At 38.7% G+C, this 18,366-nt stretch carries 12 protein-coding genes and 1 pseudogene; 5 read left to right on the forward strand and 8 right to left on the reverse strand.

Annotated elements, in window-relative coordinates; genetic code table 11:
* Positions 1–617: 617 nt before the first annotated feature.
* The 4 genes from H8Z77_RS04430 to H8Z77_RS04445 all read right to left on the reverse strand — a co-directional run bounded on the left by H8Z77_RS04430 (position 618) and on the right by H8Z77_RS04445 (position 6,181).
* Positions 618–3,530, reverse strand: coding sequence for a tetratricopeptide repeat protein (locus H8Z77_RS04430; RefSeq protein WP_186996302.1), 2,913 nt, complete (start codon positions 3,528–3,530; stop codon positions 618–620).
* 9 nt (positions 3,531–3,539) lie between these two features.
* On the reverse strand, positions 3,540–3,872 hold the full coding sequence (locus H8Z77_RS04435) for a hypothetical protein (RefSeq protein ID WP_069988982.1): 333 nt from the start codon (positions 3,870–3,872) through the stop codon (positions 3,540–3,542).
* 263 nt (positions 3,873–4,135) lie between these two features.
* Positions 4,136–6,010, reverse strand: a complete 1,875-nt coding sequence (locus tag H8Z77_RS04440) for a leucine-rich repeat protein (protein WP_186996303.1) — start codon at positions 6,008–6,010, stop codon at positions 4,136–4,138.
* An 18-nt stretch (positions 6,011–6,028) separates the two neighbouring features.
* Positions 6,029–6,181 (reverse strand): hypothetical protein, encoded by a 153-nt coding sequence (locus H8Z77_RS04445; protein ID WP_186996304.1) that lies wholly within the window; start codon positions 6,179–6,181, stop codon positions 6,029–6,031.
* A gap of 381 nt (positions 6,182–6,562) precedes the next feature.
* Between H8Z77_RS04445 and H8Z77_RS04450 the strand changes: the two genes are divergently transcribed.
* A complete protein-coding gene (locus tag H8Z77_RS04450) occupies positions 6,563–8,203 on the forward strand; it encodes a Na/Pi cotransporter family protein (RefSeq protein WP_069988984.1) in 1,641 nt (546 codons plus the stop codon).
* Between the two features lie 920 nt (positions 8,204–9,123).
* On the opposite strand, the gene H8Z77_RS04455 is transcribed toward H8Z77_RS04450, so the two are convergent.
* Both H8Z77_RS04455 and H8Z77_RS04460 read right to left on the reverse strand, forming a co-directional pair.
* Positions 9,124–10,503 carry an MATE family efflux transporter gene (locus H8Z77_RS04455; protein WP_069988498.1) on the reverse strand — a complete coding sequence of 460 codons (1,380 nt, stop codon included), beginning with the start codon at positions 10,501–10,503 and terminating at the stop codon, positions 9,124–9,126.
* Positions 10,504–10,505: 2 nt separating this feature from the next.
* Entirely contained in the window at positions 10,506–10,949 is a 444-nt protein-coding gene (locus H8Z77_RS04460) for a MarR family winged helix-turn-helix transcriptional regulator (protein WP_069988497.1), read from the reverse strand.
* A gap of 290 nt (positions 10,950–11,239) precedes the next feature.
* Between H8Z77_RS04460 and H8Z77_RS04465 the strand changes: the two genes are divergently transcribed.
* From H8Z77_RS04465 to tnpA, 3 genes and pseudogenes are all read left to right on the forward strand, one after another.
* Positions 11,240–11,572, forward strand: a complete 333-nt coding sequence (locus H8Z77_RS04465) for a PadR family transcriptional regulator (protein WP_069989497.1) — start codon at positions 11,240–11,242, stop codon at positions 11,570–11,572.
* Positions 11,565–11,963: a DUF1048 domain-containing protein gene (locus H8Z77_RS04470; RefSeq protein ID WP_186996305.1), complete on the forward strand. Its 399-nt coding sequence runs from the start codon at positions 11,565–11,567 to the stop codon at positions 11,961–11,963. Before H8Z77_RS04465 ends, H8Z77_RS04470 begins: the two co-directional genes overlap by 8 nt.
* Positions 11,964–12,218: 255 nt before the next feature.
* Positions 12,219–12,442, forward strand: a pseudogene (gene tnpA, locus H8Z77_RS04475) (IS200/IS605 family transposase); the annotation flags it as partial.
* Positions 12,443–12,471: 29 nt separating this feature from the next.
* On the opposite strand, the gene H8Z77_RS04480 reads toward tnpA, so the two are convergent.
* Both H8Z77_RS04480 and H8Z77_RS04485 read right to left on the reverse strand, forming a co-directional pair.
* On the reverse strand, positions 12,472–12,684 hold the full coding sequence (locus tag H8Z77_RS04480) for a hypothetical protein (protein ID WP_186996306.1): 213 nt from the start codon (positions 12,682–12,684) through the stop codon (positions 12,472–12,474).
* 97 nt (positions 12,685–12,781) lie between these two features.
* A complete protein-coding gene (locus H8Z77_RS04485; RefSeq protein ID WP_186996307.1) occupies positions 12,782–16,792 on the reverse strand; it encodes an FIVAR domain-containing protein in 4,011 nt (1,336 codons plus the stop codon).
* A gap of 419 nt (positions 16,793–17,211) precedes the next feature.
* Here H8Z77_RS04485 and H8Z77_RS04490 point away from each other — a divergent pair, with 419 nt between their 5' ends.
* Entirely contained in the window at positions 17,212–18,183 is a 972-nt protein-coding gene (locus tag H8Z77_RS04490) for an AraC family transcriptional regulator (RefSeq protein WP_186996308.1), read from the forward strand.
* Positions 18,184–18,366: the final 183 nt, after the last annotated feature.

The following is an 18,366-nucleotide window of genomic DNA, read 5'->3' on the forward strand; positions in this document are numbered from 1 at the left end:
TTTGGGTTACTACTGGGATACCGGGCAATAAAAAAATATAATATCCCCTGCTTGCGGTTTTTAGCGTTAAGCCTGCTGTTCTTTCTGATCAACGGTTTTACATTTTCTATTCTATCCATAGGAAGTGCGTACACATATGGATTTATAGATACTTTTTGGAACACCGGTTTGATATATGCGTGCATATTCATTGCGTTTTACTGGTTGTCCTATTTTATTACAAAATTTTATTTGAAGTTTTATTTTTAAAAACTACCACATTAAACTGCGAAATGGACTTATCCAAAAACTTCTACCATTTATTAATATAATAAAAATACGCAATAGAACCCTCTACCAAAAAAGTAGAGGGTTCTTATAATATGTAAGAGGATTGCAGTAGGTATTCCTTGGTTTCTCCTATAGAGAGAACTATTTTTCGTATTCCTAAAATAATAATATGTTTCGGTTTCTATTCGTAGGATCTTTTCTCTACATACCGTTTATCTTTAGCTTACCGAGAAAGGAATATAATTGATACATTTACTAAATAGCCTTTTTCCTATAGAATAACATAGCTGCTGTACAATTGCCAAGGGAACGCCAAAACTTTTGATTTGGAAATGCTAATACCAAATTTATTGAAATGGCTGTTCTATCTGCTGTTTTAAAAAGAGCAGGTTACGCAAACAAGAAAGGGTTTGTGGATCGGATTCCCCCAGCGTATCCCTGAGGATGAAAAAGGAGCGTTCCAGATAATCCAATGCTTTACAAAGCTTCCTTTGCATAAAGTAGGCATGGCCAATTTCATTGTAATCCACAGCGATTTCCGGATGCAGTTCTCCAAGGATATGTTGATGAATCCGTAAGGCTTTTGGGTAAAAGCCAATCGCTTTATCATACAAACATTGGATTTCATATAAATCCCCAATTAAGATATATTCCTCTGCTACCTCCATAGATTCTTCCCCAAAAGCCTTCTGGCTGGCACGTAAAGAGTTTTGGTAAGCTTCCAGCGCATTTGAATATTCCTTTTGGAGGCTGTAAAGATGACCAATATTATGGAAAAGGGTTGTGATTGCCTGAATATTTTCTTTTGTCTGCCCTTGTTCGATTTGCAGGCATTTTTGATAACACTCCAACGCTTTGGCATAATTTTTCTGGCAACTATATAAATAGGCGATTGCGTTATACACCATGGACACGTTAGTATCCTGTTCTCCATACAGGTTCTGGGTTACTTTTAGCGCTTTCTGATAATATTCCAACGCCTTTGGATATCGTTTCCAATCCTGGTACATTTGAGCAATATTGTTATAGTAGGTGACAATATTGGGATGGTTTTCCCCCAACAATTCCAGCTCTATTTCCAGTGCTGTTTGAAAATACCTCACCGCATTTGGATAATCTCCCATACCATAATAGGCTCCACCAATATTGTTATAGATCGTTGCGGTGGATTTATGAAATCCTTCTGTAAGATTTTGGTCGATTTCCAACGCCTTTTGGTAATACTCCAATGCTGTAGTATATTCTCCTTTTCGATGGTGTACCATTCCAATATTCAGATAATTGACAATAATATTGGGATGCTGTTCCCCAAAAACCCTGCGGTTGATTGCTAGCCCTTTTTGATAATATTCTAATGCTAGTCCTAATTTTTGTTGCCTGCTATAGACACCTCCAATGTTATGGTAACAGGCTGCGGTTTCTGGATGTTCTTCCCCCAGTATCTTCTGGTTGATTTGCAACGCTTTCGTATAATATTCTAAAGCGGTTTCATTATCCCCAAAGATAACATAAATCGAACCCATATTATTGTATACCGATGCTGCTGTATGCCCCTTGGAATATTTTTCGTCCAAAGCAATCGCCTTCTGATAATATTCCAATGCTGCGGCATAATCCCCTTTTTCAAAATAAAGCAATCCAATATTTCCATAAATGGAATACAGCCGCAGCTCTTCTTTTATTTTTTTCTGATGAATATTCAGTGCTTTATTGTAATATTCCAGTGCAACATCATACTGGCACAGGTATTGGTATACCATACCAATATTTTCATACTCTGTAGCAACCTGCAAGCACTCTTCTCCTAAGGTGTTCCGGACAATTTGCAAGGATTTTTGGTAATACGCCAAAGCGTCCATATATTTGCCACAATCGCAGTATACTAGCCCCATACTATTGTAAACAGATGCAGTATACACATCCTCTTTTCCAACTGTTTGGAGAAAAATGTTAAGCGCTTTCTGATCATATTCCAACGCTTTTGGAAAGTTGGCTCCTTGGCGAAGCAATTCAGCGTACTTGAGGAAAAAATTAGCATATGCCACGTCATCTCCTTCAATCCGTTTCGCTACAGCGTCTCCAAACTGGGAAATCTCCTGTCTTTGCTGGCAGGTATCGCAGTAGGAACCTAGATAATCGAAAATTGCTTCCAGATAACACCAGCAGTCCTTGATGTTGGGGGTTAGGTCATTCTCTAGAATATCTGCCATCACAGGATGGAGGGAATAGTGGGTGTTTTCGTTCCGTACCCATCCACGGGCTACCAACTGTTTCAGTTGGGGTAGTTTGGTTGATTCCATCCCACACCATTTTAGGAACTGCTTCCCGTCCACACCAGTGTAAGGAACCAACAATAAATTCCTTAACAGATAAATTTGATCCTCCGACAGTTTCTCCCTGCTAATATCAAAAATAGCGCGTAAATGTTGGTACATACTTTTTTGGGATTGCTTTCCGTCCTTATTCAAGGGGATCACGGTATCCTGATGATCTTTGAGTTTTTCCCTTAGTTCCTCCAGCATTTCCGCCAGGGGGATTTCTTCCTCCCGTATCTGTTTTGCCAGAAGCTCCACCGTCATGGTGTGTCGATCCACCAGCTGAATCAATTCATCCAGTTGGGCAAGTTCATCCTCTGTAAAATCCGTGCTTCCGTAAGAATGAAAAAACACCTCCCTAGCCTGTTCCGATTCCAATGGCATCACCTTAACCTGCTGTTTCCCATACTGACTCCAATCATTCCGGGTAGTAAACAACAGATACCATCCCATTGATTCCAGATCTTCCATCTCATCGGATTCTGTTTCATTGAAATTATCCACGATGAGTAAAACCCTTTGCTGGGCACACAATTGTTTTATCACGGCCTTTTTTTGCAAATAATACTGTTCTAATTCTTCCGCTTTCGCTTTCGCTGGAATAGAAAAACCTCCCAAAGTTATCCCTAGAACAACATCCCGCAAACTGGAAGCGTAATTTGCCCATACTACACTACCGTTCCACCGGGTGGCATATTGTTTGGCGAGCTCACTTTTCCCGATGCCGCCTATCCCCCAAAGAAATACCGTCCTGCCTTCCTGGAATTTTTGTTCCAGTGTTTCCAACTCCTGTTCCCTGCCAACAAACCCTTCTTTCAGCGGGATGGCTGAGCAGAGGATACTGTATTGTTTTTCCCCGTTGGGATGAAGATGGATATTGTATTCCGAAAGGTAGGTTGGCCCCTGGTTTTTCATCTCCTCAATCCGGATTCCGTCCTGTCCCATATAAACCTCCTATGATAGGCAAGAAGAAACAATTCCAATTAAATTTTTGATATTCTCTACTAATGTAGGAATTTTATCTGTAATAGCAACGGCGCACCCTAAACCTTCCACACATTTTTTGAGGATTTCCCATCTTGGCTTGGGCTTCATCAGTTCCGTATGAACAGTATCCACTGTTTCCACAATTGTTTTGGCCTCTTTCTCCGGAACGGCGGAAAGTTCCTTTTTAATGTTCTGAATAATCTTTTCCAATTCCTCGATTTTCATACTGTCCAAATGAACATAGATATCCCCTTCCGCTAAATAGGTCGGACCTTTATTTTCCATTTTGTTAATATACATTCTAGCTCCCCCTTGTCCTGATTTTATCCATATTATACAACATGAATGGTTATAATACAACAACTTTGTCTTATTTTTCCAACTTCTATCCCGAATAGTTGCTATAAATTTCTAATTGCATTTTGCTCTATGGTTTTTTGATAGATATTTTGACCTGTTCTAAATAAGGATACTACTTTTGGAAACTGCCGGATATAATAAAAATAGCATCCCAAAAAAGGATGCTATTTTTATGCTATATTGTCAGAGACTGTTTTTAAAAATTATAGGCTATAGTATTCCATAAATCTCATAATCATCGTTGCTCCGGCCGCTCTTCCTGTTTGCCCTTGTGGGTCAATGACTGGCTGGTTGTTTTGCCCTTTGATGATACCGCAGCCCAGTGCCCATTCCATTGCTTCTTTGGAGAATGTACTTACCTGATTTCCGTCTTCATAATTGCCAATCGATGTTTTTTGGCTGGTGTCCAATCCTTTATACTGGGCGTATCGGTATAACATGGTTACAAACTGTTCTCTGGTAATCAATACCCCTACCCCAAATTCATTTGTATCCTGGTAGCCTGTTGTTATCCCAACTTGTTTTGCCCACAATACCGCATTCGTAAAATAAGCATTATCTGGTACATCTGAAAATATAGGCTCATAACTTATAGCTGGTTCCCCTTCCAAACGGTACAAGATGGTTACCAGATGGTCACGGGCCATACTTTCATTTGGTCCAAAAGTGGTCTCGTTAAACCCTGTCATTATGCCACGGTCATAGGTAAACCTTACAGCATCGTAACACCAATCATTTACAGAAACATCATTATATGGCAGGTCAATAGAAATAAAATCAATGCCTCTTTCTATTGCGAGTTTTTCTGCTGGACTACCAGATAATCCATAAATAGTTGATAAATTACTACATTCTTTAAATTCATTTTCTCCAATTATCGTATTTCCATTAAATTTAACAGTCTTTAAATTATTACAACCATAAAATACACCATTAATAGATTGAATACTATTAGGTATAGTAAAAAACGTTAATCCATAGCATTCACGAAAAGCATTTGGTTCAATAGTAAGAATACTTTCTGATAATGACACAGATTTTAACCTATAACATTTTTCAAATGCAGAATTTCCAATTGTTTCTAAACCTTGTGGAAATTCAATGGACGATAAAGATATACAGTTTTTAAACGCACAATCACCAATCTTTTTTAAATTACATGGTAAATTAATATATTCCAAACTGGAACATCCAAAAAAGGCATATTCCCCCAAAATTTTAACAGTATCAGGAATTGAAATTGAAGTTATATTTTTGCATTCTCCAAAAGCATAACTAGAAATTTTAGTAATTCCATTAGGAATATTAATATCGCCAGATGCATTACCTGTTCCAAATAAAACTGTATTCAAAATAATATATGGATTTTCAATTCCCCATGGTGTATTTGTAAACGCTTGCAATTCAATTTTTTCAATAGTAGATGGAATATCTACATATACTAAATTAGAACAATTAACAAAGGCACCACTACCTATCGATTTAACATTACTTGGTATATCTATAGATTTTAAATTATTACAATAAGAAAAAGAACCAGATTGTATGTTAGTTAACTTTTTGGGCAGTGATATTGATTCAAAAGAACATCCGCTAAAAGCATGCATTCCAATTGTAGTTATATTATCAGACATAACTATAGAGAATAAGTTATCACAACTTTCAAATGCATATTCTTCAATTACAACTATACTGTCTGGCATTTCAATTGAAGTTAATCCACTATAAGCAAAAGCATTCCAAGGAATAAGGGTAAGACTATTGGAAAGTTTTACTTCAGATAAATTGGAACAATAACTAAAAATACCTGATCCAATTTGTTTTACACTATCTGGCAATTCAATAGATGACAATTGATCACATTGTCTAAAGGTTTCTCTTCCTATATTTATCACACTAGGTGGAATAGATATATGCTTTAATGAAGAGCAAAGAGAAAAAGAACCATCTCCAATACTAATAACACTATTAGGAATCGTTACATTTACTATAGAATTATTTCCTGCAAAACAAAAATCTCCAATTTTAGTAACGCCATCGGGAACCACTACATCTTTATCAGTTCCTGTATACTTCACCAAGACGCCGTTAGAAATTTAGAAATCACTTTGGGTTTGAATGGCGGATGCGATGACATGTTGCAGCTCCACCAGCCCTTGCGCCGCAGCGGTTACCCCTGTAGCGGAAAAAACAATAGCGGAACTGACAAGCGCTGCCAGGACACGCTTGAATATTTTCCTATTCTTCATAAAAATTCCTCCTTTTTTTGCGGTATTTCGACATATCATTGAATACTATTATTATACCATTGGAAAAATTTCTCGTCAATCAAAAATTGTATTATTCCAATTCATTGGGAAGAAAATCGGGTGCTATCCCGCAATTTTAGTTAAATCTATGTAAAATGACTTGTCTTTCTACAGGAAACCGTAAAAATAACCACCTATTTATGTAAAATTTACACCATAATTTTACATAAAAAATTTACGTTATCGCTCTCAAATTCTACTCTAATGTAAAATCTATGTAAAATCAGGTTAAATCTTTGTATAATATATTGCGATTACTTTAAATTTTCGGTATAAATAATATAGACAAAATAAAAAGTTTGTAAAATGACGGAGGAAAACATGAAGATTACCGATATTTTTAGTCTTCTTGGAGGATTGGCACTCTTCCTATACGGAATGCAAATGATGAGCAATGGTTTGGAAGCAGCAGCCGGCAACAAAATGAAAAAAATCCTGGAGAAGCTGACATCAAACAGATTTTTAGGCGTTCTTGTTGGGGCGGGTATTACTGCTGTGATTCAATCTTCTTCCGCTACTACAGTAATGGTAGTGGGATTTGTAAACTCGGGTATGATGACATTAAGTCAGGCTGTCTGGATTATTATGGGTGCCAATATTGGTACTACCATCACTGGCCAGCTGATTGCGTTGGACATTGGAGCAATTGCACCATTATTCGCTTTTGTCGGCGTTGCTTTGATTGTATTTATTAAAAAACAAAAGGTACATTATTATGGTTTAATTGTGGCAGGACTAGGTACCCTATTTATTGGTATGGAAATGATGAGTTCCGCTATGATGCCACTGCGGGAATCGGATGCGTTTATTTCTTTAATGACCAAATTCTCCAACCCTGTTTTGGGTATTTTGGCTGGTATGATTTTTACCGCGATTATCCAATCCTCTTCTGCTTCGGTTGGTATTTTACAGGCTTTGGCAGTAAGCGGCTTAATCGGCTTGCCAAATGCGGTGTTTGTATTGTTTGGACAAAATATTGGTACCTGTATTACAGCTGTACTCGCCTCCATTGGTACCAACCGCAGCGCAAAACGCACAACCATCATCCACTTACTGTTTAACTTAATTGGTACTACTATTTTTACGATTGTCTGTATTGCTACCCCACTTACTTCTTGGGTGGAAAGCCTTACACCGGACAATGTGGCTGCACAAATCGCAAATATGCACACCATCTTTAATATTGTTACCACCATTCTGTTATTACCATTTGGTACCTATTTGGCAAAACTGGCAACCAAAATCTTGCCAGACAAACAAGAAGAACATGATGACGTAATGCATTTGGAATTTATCCGTCCTGTTGTTGCCAGAGGGGAACATCAAATTGGGTTATCCGCTATTGCTCTTACCAATATTAAACAGGAACTCCGCCGTATGATGGAGATGGTAAAACATAATGTAGATAACGGTTTTGACGCTGTTCAGCAAAGGGATTTAAAACTGGTGGAGAAAGTACAGGAACGGGAAGATTACATTGACTATTTGAACAAAGAGATCTCCAAATACATCTCTAAAATCATGGTAGAGGAAAGTAATCCAAGGGATTCCCAGTATATCAGCGCATTATTTAAGGTATGTGGAAACCTGGAACGCATTGGAGACCACGCAATGAACATTTGCGAATACACCAAGATGATCCATGATAAAAAAATCCATTTTTCCCCAGAAGAACTCTCTGAAATGGCTGAGATGAAAAAAGTCAGTATTGAAGCACTGGATTGCCTGGAAAACTTGAAAAAGAACGCTCCAGAAGAAGTGCAACGGATTGCAGATTTGGAACAGCAGATGGATGATATGACAGAATCCTATCGCACCAACCAAACAAAACGGATGCAGGAAGGCAAATGCTCCGATGAAGCATGCATCCTTTATTCTGAAATGCTTACGGATTTTGAACGAATTGGCGACCACATCCTGAACATTGGTCAGGAAATGGGCCTTGGAAAAGTAAGTGCATAATATAAAAAACCCTTATCCATTTTGGATAGGGGTTTTTTTCGTTGTTTTCCTAAGCAAAGGCAATAATAGTGGGAAAAGAAAGCTTTAGAAAAAGGGGATTTTTGCTGACAAGCTGGTTTTAGCGGGGAAAAAGCATATAAGCAATGGTTAATATTGCGTACAGATACTTACCGATATCTGAGAAATCATGAATAGTATATCACGTGATACAAAGATATTGTTTTGTACTCTACTGAAGTGACGGCCTTGAGTTTTTGACGTTACATAATCACTTACCGGAGGAGATAAGTAGCCTCTTTTTACCCCTACTCATTTACCAATTGTAATCTTTCCAAGTCTGTACAATGTCCCTGATGGTATTGATTTTGGTAGACACATCTATTTTTTAGCATTTCATCTTCCAATATTTCTATAAGGATGTGATCAAAAAATTGGCCGGTTTCGTAATTTTTGTTCCTAACTAGATGCTTTTTCTCCTTTTTGATTTTTATCTTTCCCTTTACCAATCGTACTGGATTTCAGTATTCTAGAGAATAAAACGCCTTATTTTTTCCATTTTTTATAAATTGGATCATCAAAAAGTACTACCTGAGAAATAGAATCAGGTTATATCGCTTGTGCTGATTTTGTCGAAGATATATTGAAAAAAGCTTTCCCGAAAGAAAGCTTTTTCCTATAATAGGATACACCATACTTCCTTCAATGAGACGAATCCGAAAAGATCTAGGATTAGTTTCCCGTCCATACGATGTGGTTTATTTTCATTGCTGCTGTGCTTAGCCACAAACTATACTGGATAGTCGCAACAAAATCGAAACAGTAATACCAAACAGATAGCCAGTGAAATTTTTCTATCCAATGCGGAAAAGGTATTCCGTTTACGAGAAAATGGCTTTTCTTTTTGGTAGCATTATGCTAGCTTAATTTTGCTTTGGGGAATTGGACATTTCCGCCAATGCCTTTTTAAACTGGAAGATAAACAGGATAGCGGTAAAGCTGACGGCCAGAAAATCCGCAACTGGTTCAGCCAGATAAACCGCTGTTGTTTTATTGGAAGAAAAAATAAGTGGTAAAAGGTAGATAAGTGGAATCAGCAAAATAAATTTACGCATGACCGCAACTAAAATAGATGCTTTTGCGTTGCCCAATGAGTTGAATGTCATTTGGCATGCCATTTGGATTCCAAACAGCAGCAAGCAAGCTGTATAAATCCGCAATGCTGTTTTGGTGAATTCCAACAAAGCTGGATCCGAAGTAAACAAGGCTGCAAATACTTGAGGGAATAACAGAATTAGCGCCCACAGTAGACAAGAGTAGAACAGGCTTGCTTTTAGCAACAGCCGAAAAGCAGATTTTACCCTGTCCACATTGCGCGCACCATAATTATAGCTGATAATTGGCTGCGCCCCTTGCCCCAGCCCCTGTAACGGAAGCATGGCAAACTGCATTACACTGGTTAAAATCGTCATGGCTCCAACCGCAATATCTCCACCGTATCGCAATAATGAGGAGTTAAAGCAGATAGAAATCACGCTCTCGCTTGCCTGCATAATAAATACAGCAAGCCCCAATGCCAAACTTGGCAAAATGATTTTTGATTTTAGCATTAAGTGACGTTTGCGGATTTTTAAAAAGGTCCTTTTGCCAAACAAGAAATTTAACACCCAAATACAGGAAACTGCCTGGGAAAGAATGGTGGCTAAAGCAGCTCCACGTACTCCCATACCGAATCCAAAGATAAAAATTGGGTCCAGCACAATATTACATACTGCACCAATTAACACAGATAACATCCCTGTTTTTGCAAAGCCCTGGGCAGTAATAAAGGCATTCATCCCCAATGTCAACTGTACAAAAATCGTCCCAATGGCATAAATGTTCATGTAGCTGACACCATATTCAATGGTATTGTTGCTGGCGCCAAATGCCATAAGAAAATCACGGTTCCAAATCAACAAAACTGTTGTTAACAACAATGAAATGATAATTTGGAGGCTAAAACAGTTCCCCAAAGTTTTTTCCGCCAGCTCTTTTTCTCCTTTTCCCATATAAATGGAAGCTCTTGGAGCTCCGCCGTTGCTGACTAATGCGGCAAATGCTGTTACAATCATAATCAACGGCATACAAACTCCTACCCCTGTTAGCGCCAAAGTGCCTTCTTCTGGGATATGTCCGATATAGATGCGGTCTACAATATTGTACAACATATTAATGATTTGTGCTGTTACAGTAGGAAGCGCCAATTTCCAAAGTAGTTTATTCACAGGCTCTTTGCCTAAAAAATCTTTCTCTTTTTCCACAGTTAATCCATCCTTTCCATCGCTGATTTGGCATTGTTTCGGATCCGATCATTCCATTCCGCATATAGTTCCCGTTCTTGTTCAGAAAAACCCGCAAAGATTTCTTCTAGGAATTTTTCTCTAATCCGCTGTATTTCCTCTAAAATTGGTTTTGCTTCTGGACGCAAGGAAAGATGGATTTTTCTCCGATCATCTTGGTCCTGGCTGCGTTCCAACAAAGATTTTTGGATTAAATTTTCTACTGCCTGGGATACGTTCCCTTTGGAAAGCATCCGCAGTTCCACAATATCACCAGCGGTATCCCTACCAGGGTTGTTTTGCAAAAAACTGATAATATCCGTCTCAATCTGCGTTAAATGATAGTTCTGGCAGACGGTTTTAAGCATGGCTTCGTATAATTTGATAAGTTTTCGGATGCTAATTAAAATATCGGTATTCCGTTCCATCCAATTCCCCCTAAAATAGTTTTATTTAAAACAGTTCTTTTTTAAACTATTATACCTTTTTTTCTAATTTTGTCAAGCAACCGTAATGAAAAACCATCTACTCAGAATTCTTCTTATAACAGATGGTTTTTTCTATTTTAGATAAATGTATTTGTGGCTTAGGTGTTCTTATTTCAGGAATGGACACCAAACCTTTCTTGCCAATTACAATTGACATTTCTACTACTATGTGTTATTATATAGTAGTAATAAGTAGTACAGATTACCTGATTAAAAAAGGAAAACAAAAATTGGAAAATATAACTGAAATGCTAAAAGGGATATTAGAAGGCTGTGTTCTAGAATTGATCAGCAGGCAGGACACCTACGGCTACGAGATTACCCGCCAATTGAACACAATGGGATTTACCGATGTGGTAGAAGGGACAGTTTACACAATTTTAGTCAGGCTAGAAAAAAATAAGCTGGTAGACATCCAAAAAAAGCCATCTGCGCTCGGCCCGCCACGGAAATTCTATTCACTTAACGATGCTGGGCGGGAAGAACTCCGCTTATTTTGGGAAAAATGGGAGTTTCTATCCTCAAAAATCAACGAATTAAAGGAGAATAACAGCAATGGGTGATTTTTTGAACAACTATTTTAATATAGGAAAAATGATTAAAGAAAAACAGGAATACAAAAAGCAGATGGCAAGGGTTGCTACCCTACCAGCTGATTATCAATACGTGTTCCAAAAGATTCAACACCATATGTGGCAGTTTGTTTCCGGCGCTGGATATGATATGATGGAGGTCCAGTACGGGCTGATTGATTTATCTGAGGAAGGCGCTGCTAATGGTAAGACTATTTTAGAGGTAACAGGCGAAGATGTTGCTGCATTTGTAGAGGAACTTTTGAAAAACACCAGAACCTATACACAGGATTGGCGAAGCAAACTCAACCATGATATTCAGAAGAAACTGGGTAACAAACAGCAAACAGGTTTCTGGGCAGAGCCATGGAAGATAGATTAAAATAAGAAAAACCAACTGCTATTGATTTGGATTGCAAATTTTGATTTTATCCCCATACTACCATTTGAACTATCGATAAAGATAAAACTGACTCTGCTGATATTGCGGAGCCAGTTTATTATTGTGTAACGAAAACCATGGGCTATGCCCATAGATCTAAAAAGACGGAAACTGGTGAGTAGAAAAAATAACTCCTTCATATAGAATAGAAGCGGGTTTGCCAACTGCAAAAAAACATGAAGGAGATCATTCAAGATAAACGATACTAGTAGTTTAGCGCATACGAAATGAAATTGCAAGTCCATATCGTATTTACCCCGAAATATCGATGAAAAGTAATCTATAATCAGTTAAGAAAAGATATACGAGAAATCATTAAAGATTTGTGTAAATGGAAAGGTGTAGAAATCATAGAAAGGAATATGATGCCAGATCATATCCACATGCTGATTAGTATTCCGCCGAAATATAGTGTAGCGTAGTTTACAAGAGACAAAACTCAATACCATTAAATTTTCCACACAATATCAATTTTTTCACTTTTAGCACAGATTTTGGAAATCATCAAATCTACGACTTTTTGCTTGTCTTCAAAGGAAACTTTATCCCAAGCATCCAAATGTCCAAATATTTCTTTGACATATGGAGTTTGATATAGGTTCTTAAATCTATTGCTTTCACTTTCATATTTAGCATTTTTCTGATTCAATGTATTAGTCATTTATTTTTCTACCTAATTACTGATATTACAAAAGGCTGGTTAAAAAACCAGCCTTTTGCTTATATTAAGAAAAAAGAGAAGAAGAAAACGTTATGAATTATTTTTTCTTACGGGAGAGAACCAATGCAGCTCCTGCTAAGGTGATTGCTGCCATTCCAGCAATTGGTGCAAAGTCACCTGTCTTCGCTGCGTTTGCTTTTGGTGTAGTGGATTCTTGTCCAGTTTGAGTAGCTGTATCATCAGTGGACGGTGTTGTTTCTTCTGGAACACTTCCATCTACTGTTACTAATTGATCCATTGCAGCTTGTACATTTGTTACTGCTGCATCTACTTCTTCCTGAGTTGCGTTTTCATTGTTGTATACATCCTTTGCTTCTGCTACTGCTGCTTGTAATGCTGCGTAGCTTTCTGCTGTGTATGTGTTTGCATCTACTTTGCCTGCTTCCGCAAGGACTTCTTCCAGGATAGATTTATCTGCTTTGAACCGTAAATTCAGCATTGTATTTAACAGATTGTCTGCTACTTCATTGATTTCTGCCTGCATGGCGTCTCCGTCATTGTATACACCCTTGGCTGCTTCTAATGCTGCGGTGAATTCCGCTTTTCCTGCTTCCACATAACGGTCAAGTTCTGCATTGATTTCATTTGCTGCTTCTATCAGGGAAGCCAGTTCTGTTTTATCCCCAGCTACAAATCCTAATTTATGGATTTCATTCAGCAAGGTTTTCCATGCTGCGTTCACTTCTTCCTGGGTAGCCCCAGCATTGTTTACTACTGTTTTCGCATTTTCCAAAGCAGCGTCAAAGGATTTCTGTACGCTTTTAATGGCGTTGTCATATTCGCCACTTTCTTTGGCAGTTTCTGCATAAGTAATAACTGCGTTTAGAATAGAGTTGTCTGTATGAGATACTGTTGCAGGTACTTTTGTATAGGTGATCAGTTCTGTTTCACCAACCATACCATAGTCATCAGGAATAACCTGATTTACCTGTATAGCAGGGGACATATTCCATCCACTATATCCTTGTACAATCATTCGGTTGCGCAGTGTAGTGGTTACCCGCACTTCAATGATGTTTTTCCCTGGATGAACATAGTCGGAAATATCAATGGTAGAACTATCCATATTAACAGAAAGTTTTTCCCCATTTACTGTAATAGCTACAGTTCCTCCGCTATAGCTTTCCGCTTTAAATTCCAATCCATTGATGTCAACATCCCAATCCTCTGGAAGCACAAAGGTACTGGTATAAGTCCCTATACCGGAAATTTCCTCCCCAATTGCGGGGATATCTTTCCAAGATGCTAATTCTTCCAATGTCCCAACGTCTATCATTACGTGGTTAGTTTCATAAGTAACTTCAGTGGTAGTAATACCGGTTTCCTCTGTTGTAGCTGTCCTTGTCTTTTTATCTCCAGGTTCATAGGAATCCACAACTAAATTCCATTTGTCCAGTGGTACATCCGCTGGAGCTGTTACTTCTTCTGTTATCGTGGTCCCATCGCTGTAAGTTGCAACCACATTACCACTTTCGGATACTGCCAGCATGGTTTCCCCATTTACATCCATCACTTTATAAACATTTTCTGTCCCTACAATAGAATTTACTGGCTCATTGGTTTCTGCTAGGACAAATACCATGACTTCTCCTGGATCCAATTCCACATTCAAAATGGTCCTACCATTTTTTACTACGAAATCCGCTACTTCGGAAATTTCTCCGCTCCAAGTATCCAGTACATATGGCTGGAAACTTCCCTCTACTGAAACCTGTGTCGCATATGGGATTGTATCCTCATACATGTAGTTGTAAAGATATAAATAGGTAGCATCATTGTCTTTTCTCATCACGCTTAACAAATTGGTGTTAGAATCCATATACTGGGCACGTGGATACACACCAAGCTCTTTTAACGCTTCATCTGCCAGTTCTGGAGAATCTACTGTTTTTACGGTTGGCTGTTGTTTGATTTCAGTCACCACGTCTGCCAACTTTGCATCATTGTTATCATTACTTCCGGTTGTACTGCCTGCAATGGTATTTATTTTTTCCCAGTCGTTTCCGATTTCCTCTACTACATTGTTTACAAATACCACTGGAAGCCCGTTTTTAGCCCATTCCAGCAACTGCACCGCTGCGTCGTAAGGTAGTTCGTTTTGCATAACAATTAATGCTTGATAAGCTACACCATCCGCGTTGACAAGTCCATTTTTACTTGTTACGCCATCAGCTGTGAGCAAGTAAGGAGAGAAATAATCATAAGTATAGCCTTCGTTTTGCAGGGTCATATCCTTCCAATAAAAACCCTGGTTGTTGTGGAGATGGCTGTCATAGTTGTCAATCCGTACGGCATGTTCTTTGGTATAACTACCATTGTTGTATGCATAATCCGTCCGCAGCATACCAATATCCATCTGTGGCACTCCGGATTCCAATACCTTTTGGATACGGCTTAAATGTGTGTATAATTCCTCATAATCAATCGACGCTGGCTGGCGTTTGTTGAACCGTTCGGAATACATATCTTTCATGCCTTCATAACCTGGCCAGCTCACCCTGCCGTCCGGACCGTATTCGGAAGAATAGCCATGGGTTACTATCTTTTGCACGCCGCCAGCGTATTGTGTATAGAAAATCTGGCGGTAATAATCATTGTCCCAGTAATAGTTGACCCATCTGTTTGCGCCTGTTTCGGAGGAATACCGTTTATCAAACAGGTGCGCCCCACCGGACATTCCACGGAACAGGTCAAGGTCAGTAAAGAATTCCAGGGATTCGGTTTCCACGTAATCCAGGGACTGGATTGGCTGGGAAATCTCAAAAGTTTTTCCGTAAGAATTTTCTGCCCGTAACTTCATGTTGTTTTCATGGAGCCACTCCCTTAAAACATCTAAGCAGTTTTCCATATAGAGCTCCGTCATGGTCTGGTAAAAATCATTTTGTAGGTTTTGTGCGACTACCTGACTTTGTGAGTTAGATGCCTGGAAAGAGTACACAATTTCGTTTCCAAAGTTCCCTCCTGTATTCAGGACACTTCCCACACGACCCCCAGCATTCTGAATGATCAGGAATGGTAGATATTTCGTCATATCGTAGCCAGTTCTCTGCTGGAATTCCTTAAACATCTCACTACACCATAACTGTCCGGTGGTATCGTTACCTTTTGCCCGTAGTTCAAGGGAATCCATGTACATATCGCATTCCTCAATCTGGTTGATGATCTGTTTGACATCATCAGTTAGCACATGGGAATCCCAGTAATCGATAAAAGCATTTGCGCCTGCTTTAGAAAGGTAATTGATGGTATAACTCTGTCCAGTTGAAGCAGGTTTGTAAGATTCCCCAGTGCCATACTGGTAAAATGCGAAGATATAAACCGGTTGACTACTGTTGTTTTGGTAGTTTAGGCTATAGCTACCATCCTCGTTGTCCACCACAGCATCGGTCAAAACCACCGAAGAATCCATATCTAGGGTAGTTGGGGTATAATCCCCTTTGGTAAAGCTGCCTAAATCGGAGCCTTTTTCCACCACCTGTATACCAACCACTTCTTTAAATACCTGTTTAGTCACACCGTCTGGCAGAACACATTTAGGCAGAACACCATCGAAGGTTTCTCCTGGGGCAACTTCCACTGTTGCGTAACCCAGCTCTTGGGATGCTTCTTCTTGATTTGGTGTTATGTTAATTAAGTTTGCTGTTGCCCAGTTGGTACCACCGGTCATACTAACACTCATTCCAAGTTTTTGGCATTCCTCAATAATCAGCTTAGAATCGTGTACCCATTCTGGGGAACCCCACGCATAGGTGGCGTCATCCAGATAGGCGGATTCATCCAGGGTAACAAATTCAATCCCACCAAACCCATCTTCGTATAGTTCCTGTATGGATTCTTTCAGGGTTTGGTCGGTGTGGGAACCTTCCGCCAGCCACCACCTGGCATAAGGGCGATATTCCATTTCCGGGTTGGCAAATTTCTGTTCCTGCGTTAATTTAAAGTCAAGTTCTGTGCCCGCTGCGGATACAATACCGGCGTAACCCAGACTGGTAGCTGCCAGTACAGCCGCAAGCAATGCAGCTCCACTGCGTTTTAAATTCTTTTTCATCATTTGTTCCTCCAAAAATTGTTCTTATCCTTTCTGCATGCAGGGATTACCTTTATTATAATCCGGATTTATCTACTTTGATAGGAATTCTACACCCCTTTTTGGTAGATTTGTGACCTATCTTTTTTCGGGATGGAATGTTATAATAAAATAAAATCTACCTTAACATAAGGGTAGATGAATGGTTCTGGGTTTACTTTTAGTAGCTAAAATGGGGTGTATATTAAAAGCGCATCTTGCAAAAATGATGCGGTAATATCAGGCTGCTTTAATATTTGTAGGATAAAATTTTTATTTTCATCCACTACACCTTTTGTCCATGGCACAGTTGCTATCCTGATAAATGGAATATTATTTTTTAAAGGTGCTATTTATTATATCAACACAATTCAGGTGGAGCCTTTACAGGAGGGGATATTATGGATTATTTTGATTTGCCTTACACTACTATTACATATAATACAACCCATAACAATATCGACCGGATCCAGCAGCAGAACGAACGACAAAAAAAGAAATTGGACCTTTCCTTTTATAGCAACACCGAATGCAATATGTCCGGAACTGTTCACCGATTCGGACCGTTCTACGTAAGCCAGAACGCAAAAAAAGATTTGGTTTATCCGGCAACATTCTTGTTGATGGAAGCCAATAAAGAATACTATACTAAGCGTGAAGGACTCAATTGTTTTGAACTCAGATATACCATATCTGGTTCTGGAAAGTTGACTTATCAAAACAAAACCTATCAGTTAAATCCAGGAGATGGTTTTCTGATTGATAACCGGATTTATCACTATTACCGAGCAGAGAAGCAGGGATGGACTAGTACGATATTCCATTTAGATGGTAATTTGGTCAAAAGCGTATATAGGCAGTTTGCAGAAAACGGAAACTTTGTATTTCACAAAGAAATCTGTCCTAGCTTTGAGCTTTACCAGCATGAAATTATCCGCACCTTAAAGAGCATCTCCCCTTACCGGGAATATAAGGCGTCTTGTCTAGCGGATCTGCTTCTGACAGAAATTTTGACCAATACCGTCCACAAAAACCCGGCATCATTTGATGTACCAGAGCTAATCCGGAAAATATCCAGCTATATAGATAAAAATTATGCCGAGATCACTAGTATTGACGCCTTGTGCAAATCCTTTTATGTCAGCCGGGAATATATTTCCCGCCAGTTTACCAAGTATATTGGCTTATCCCCTAAGGAATACCTAACCCATGTTCGGATCCATCAGGCGAAAGTGTTGTTAAAATCAACCACACAGCCTGTCAGCGGGATTGCCTATCAGGTTGGATTTAATGATGAATCCTATTTTATCAAGGTGTTTAAAAAGCTGGAACATATGACCCCATTACAATACCGTAAACACAGTATTTTTTAACCTTATTTCTTAAATTTAAGGAAATGAAAAATGGCAACTTTGGATAGTTGTTGTGAACTAAAAATAGCTATAAAATTTCTCAATTTTTGATTTTTTGTAAATAGAGTTATATGCCTTTTTATCCTCTGCTTTATGTTATGATATTATAAAAGTCCGTACTAGAAACAAAACTAGTACGGACTT

The sequence above is a fragment of the Clostridium facile genome (genome assembly GCF_014297275.1).
In the GTDB taxonomy this organism is placed as follows: domain Bacteria; phylum Bacillota; class Clostridia; order Oscillospirales; family Ruminococcaceae; genus Massilioclostridium; species Massilioclostridium facile.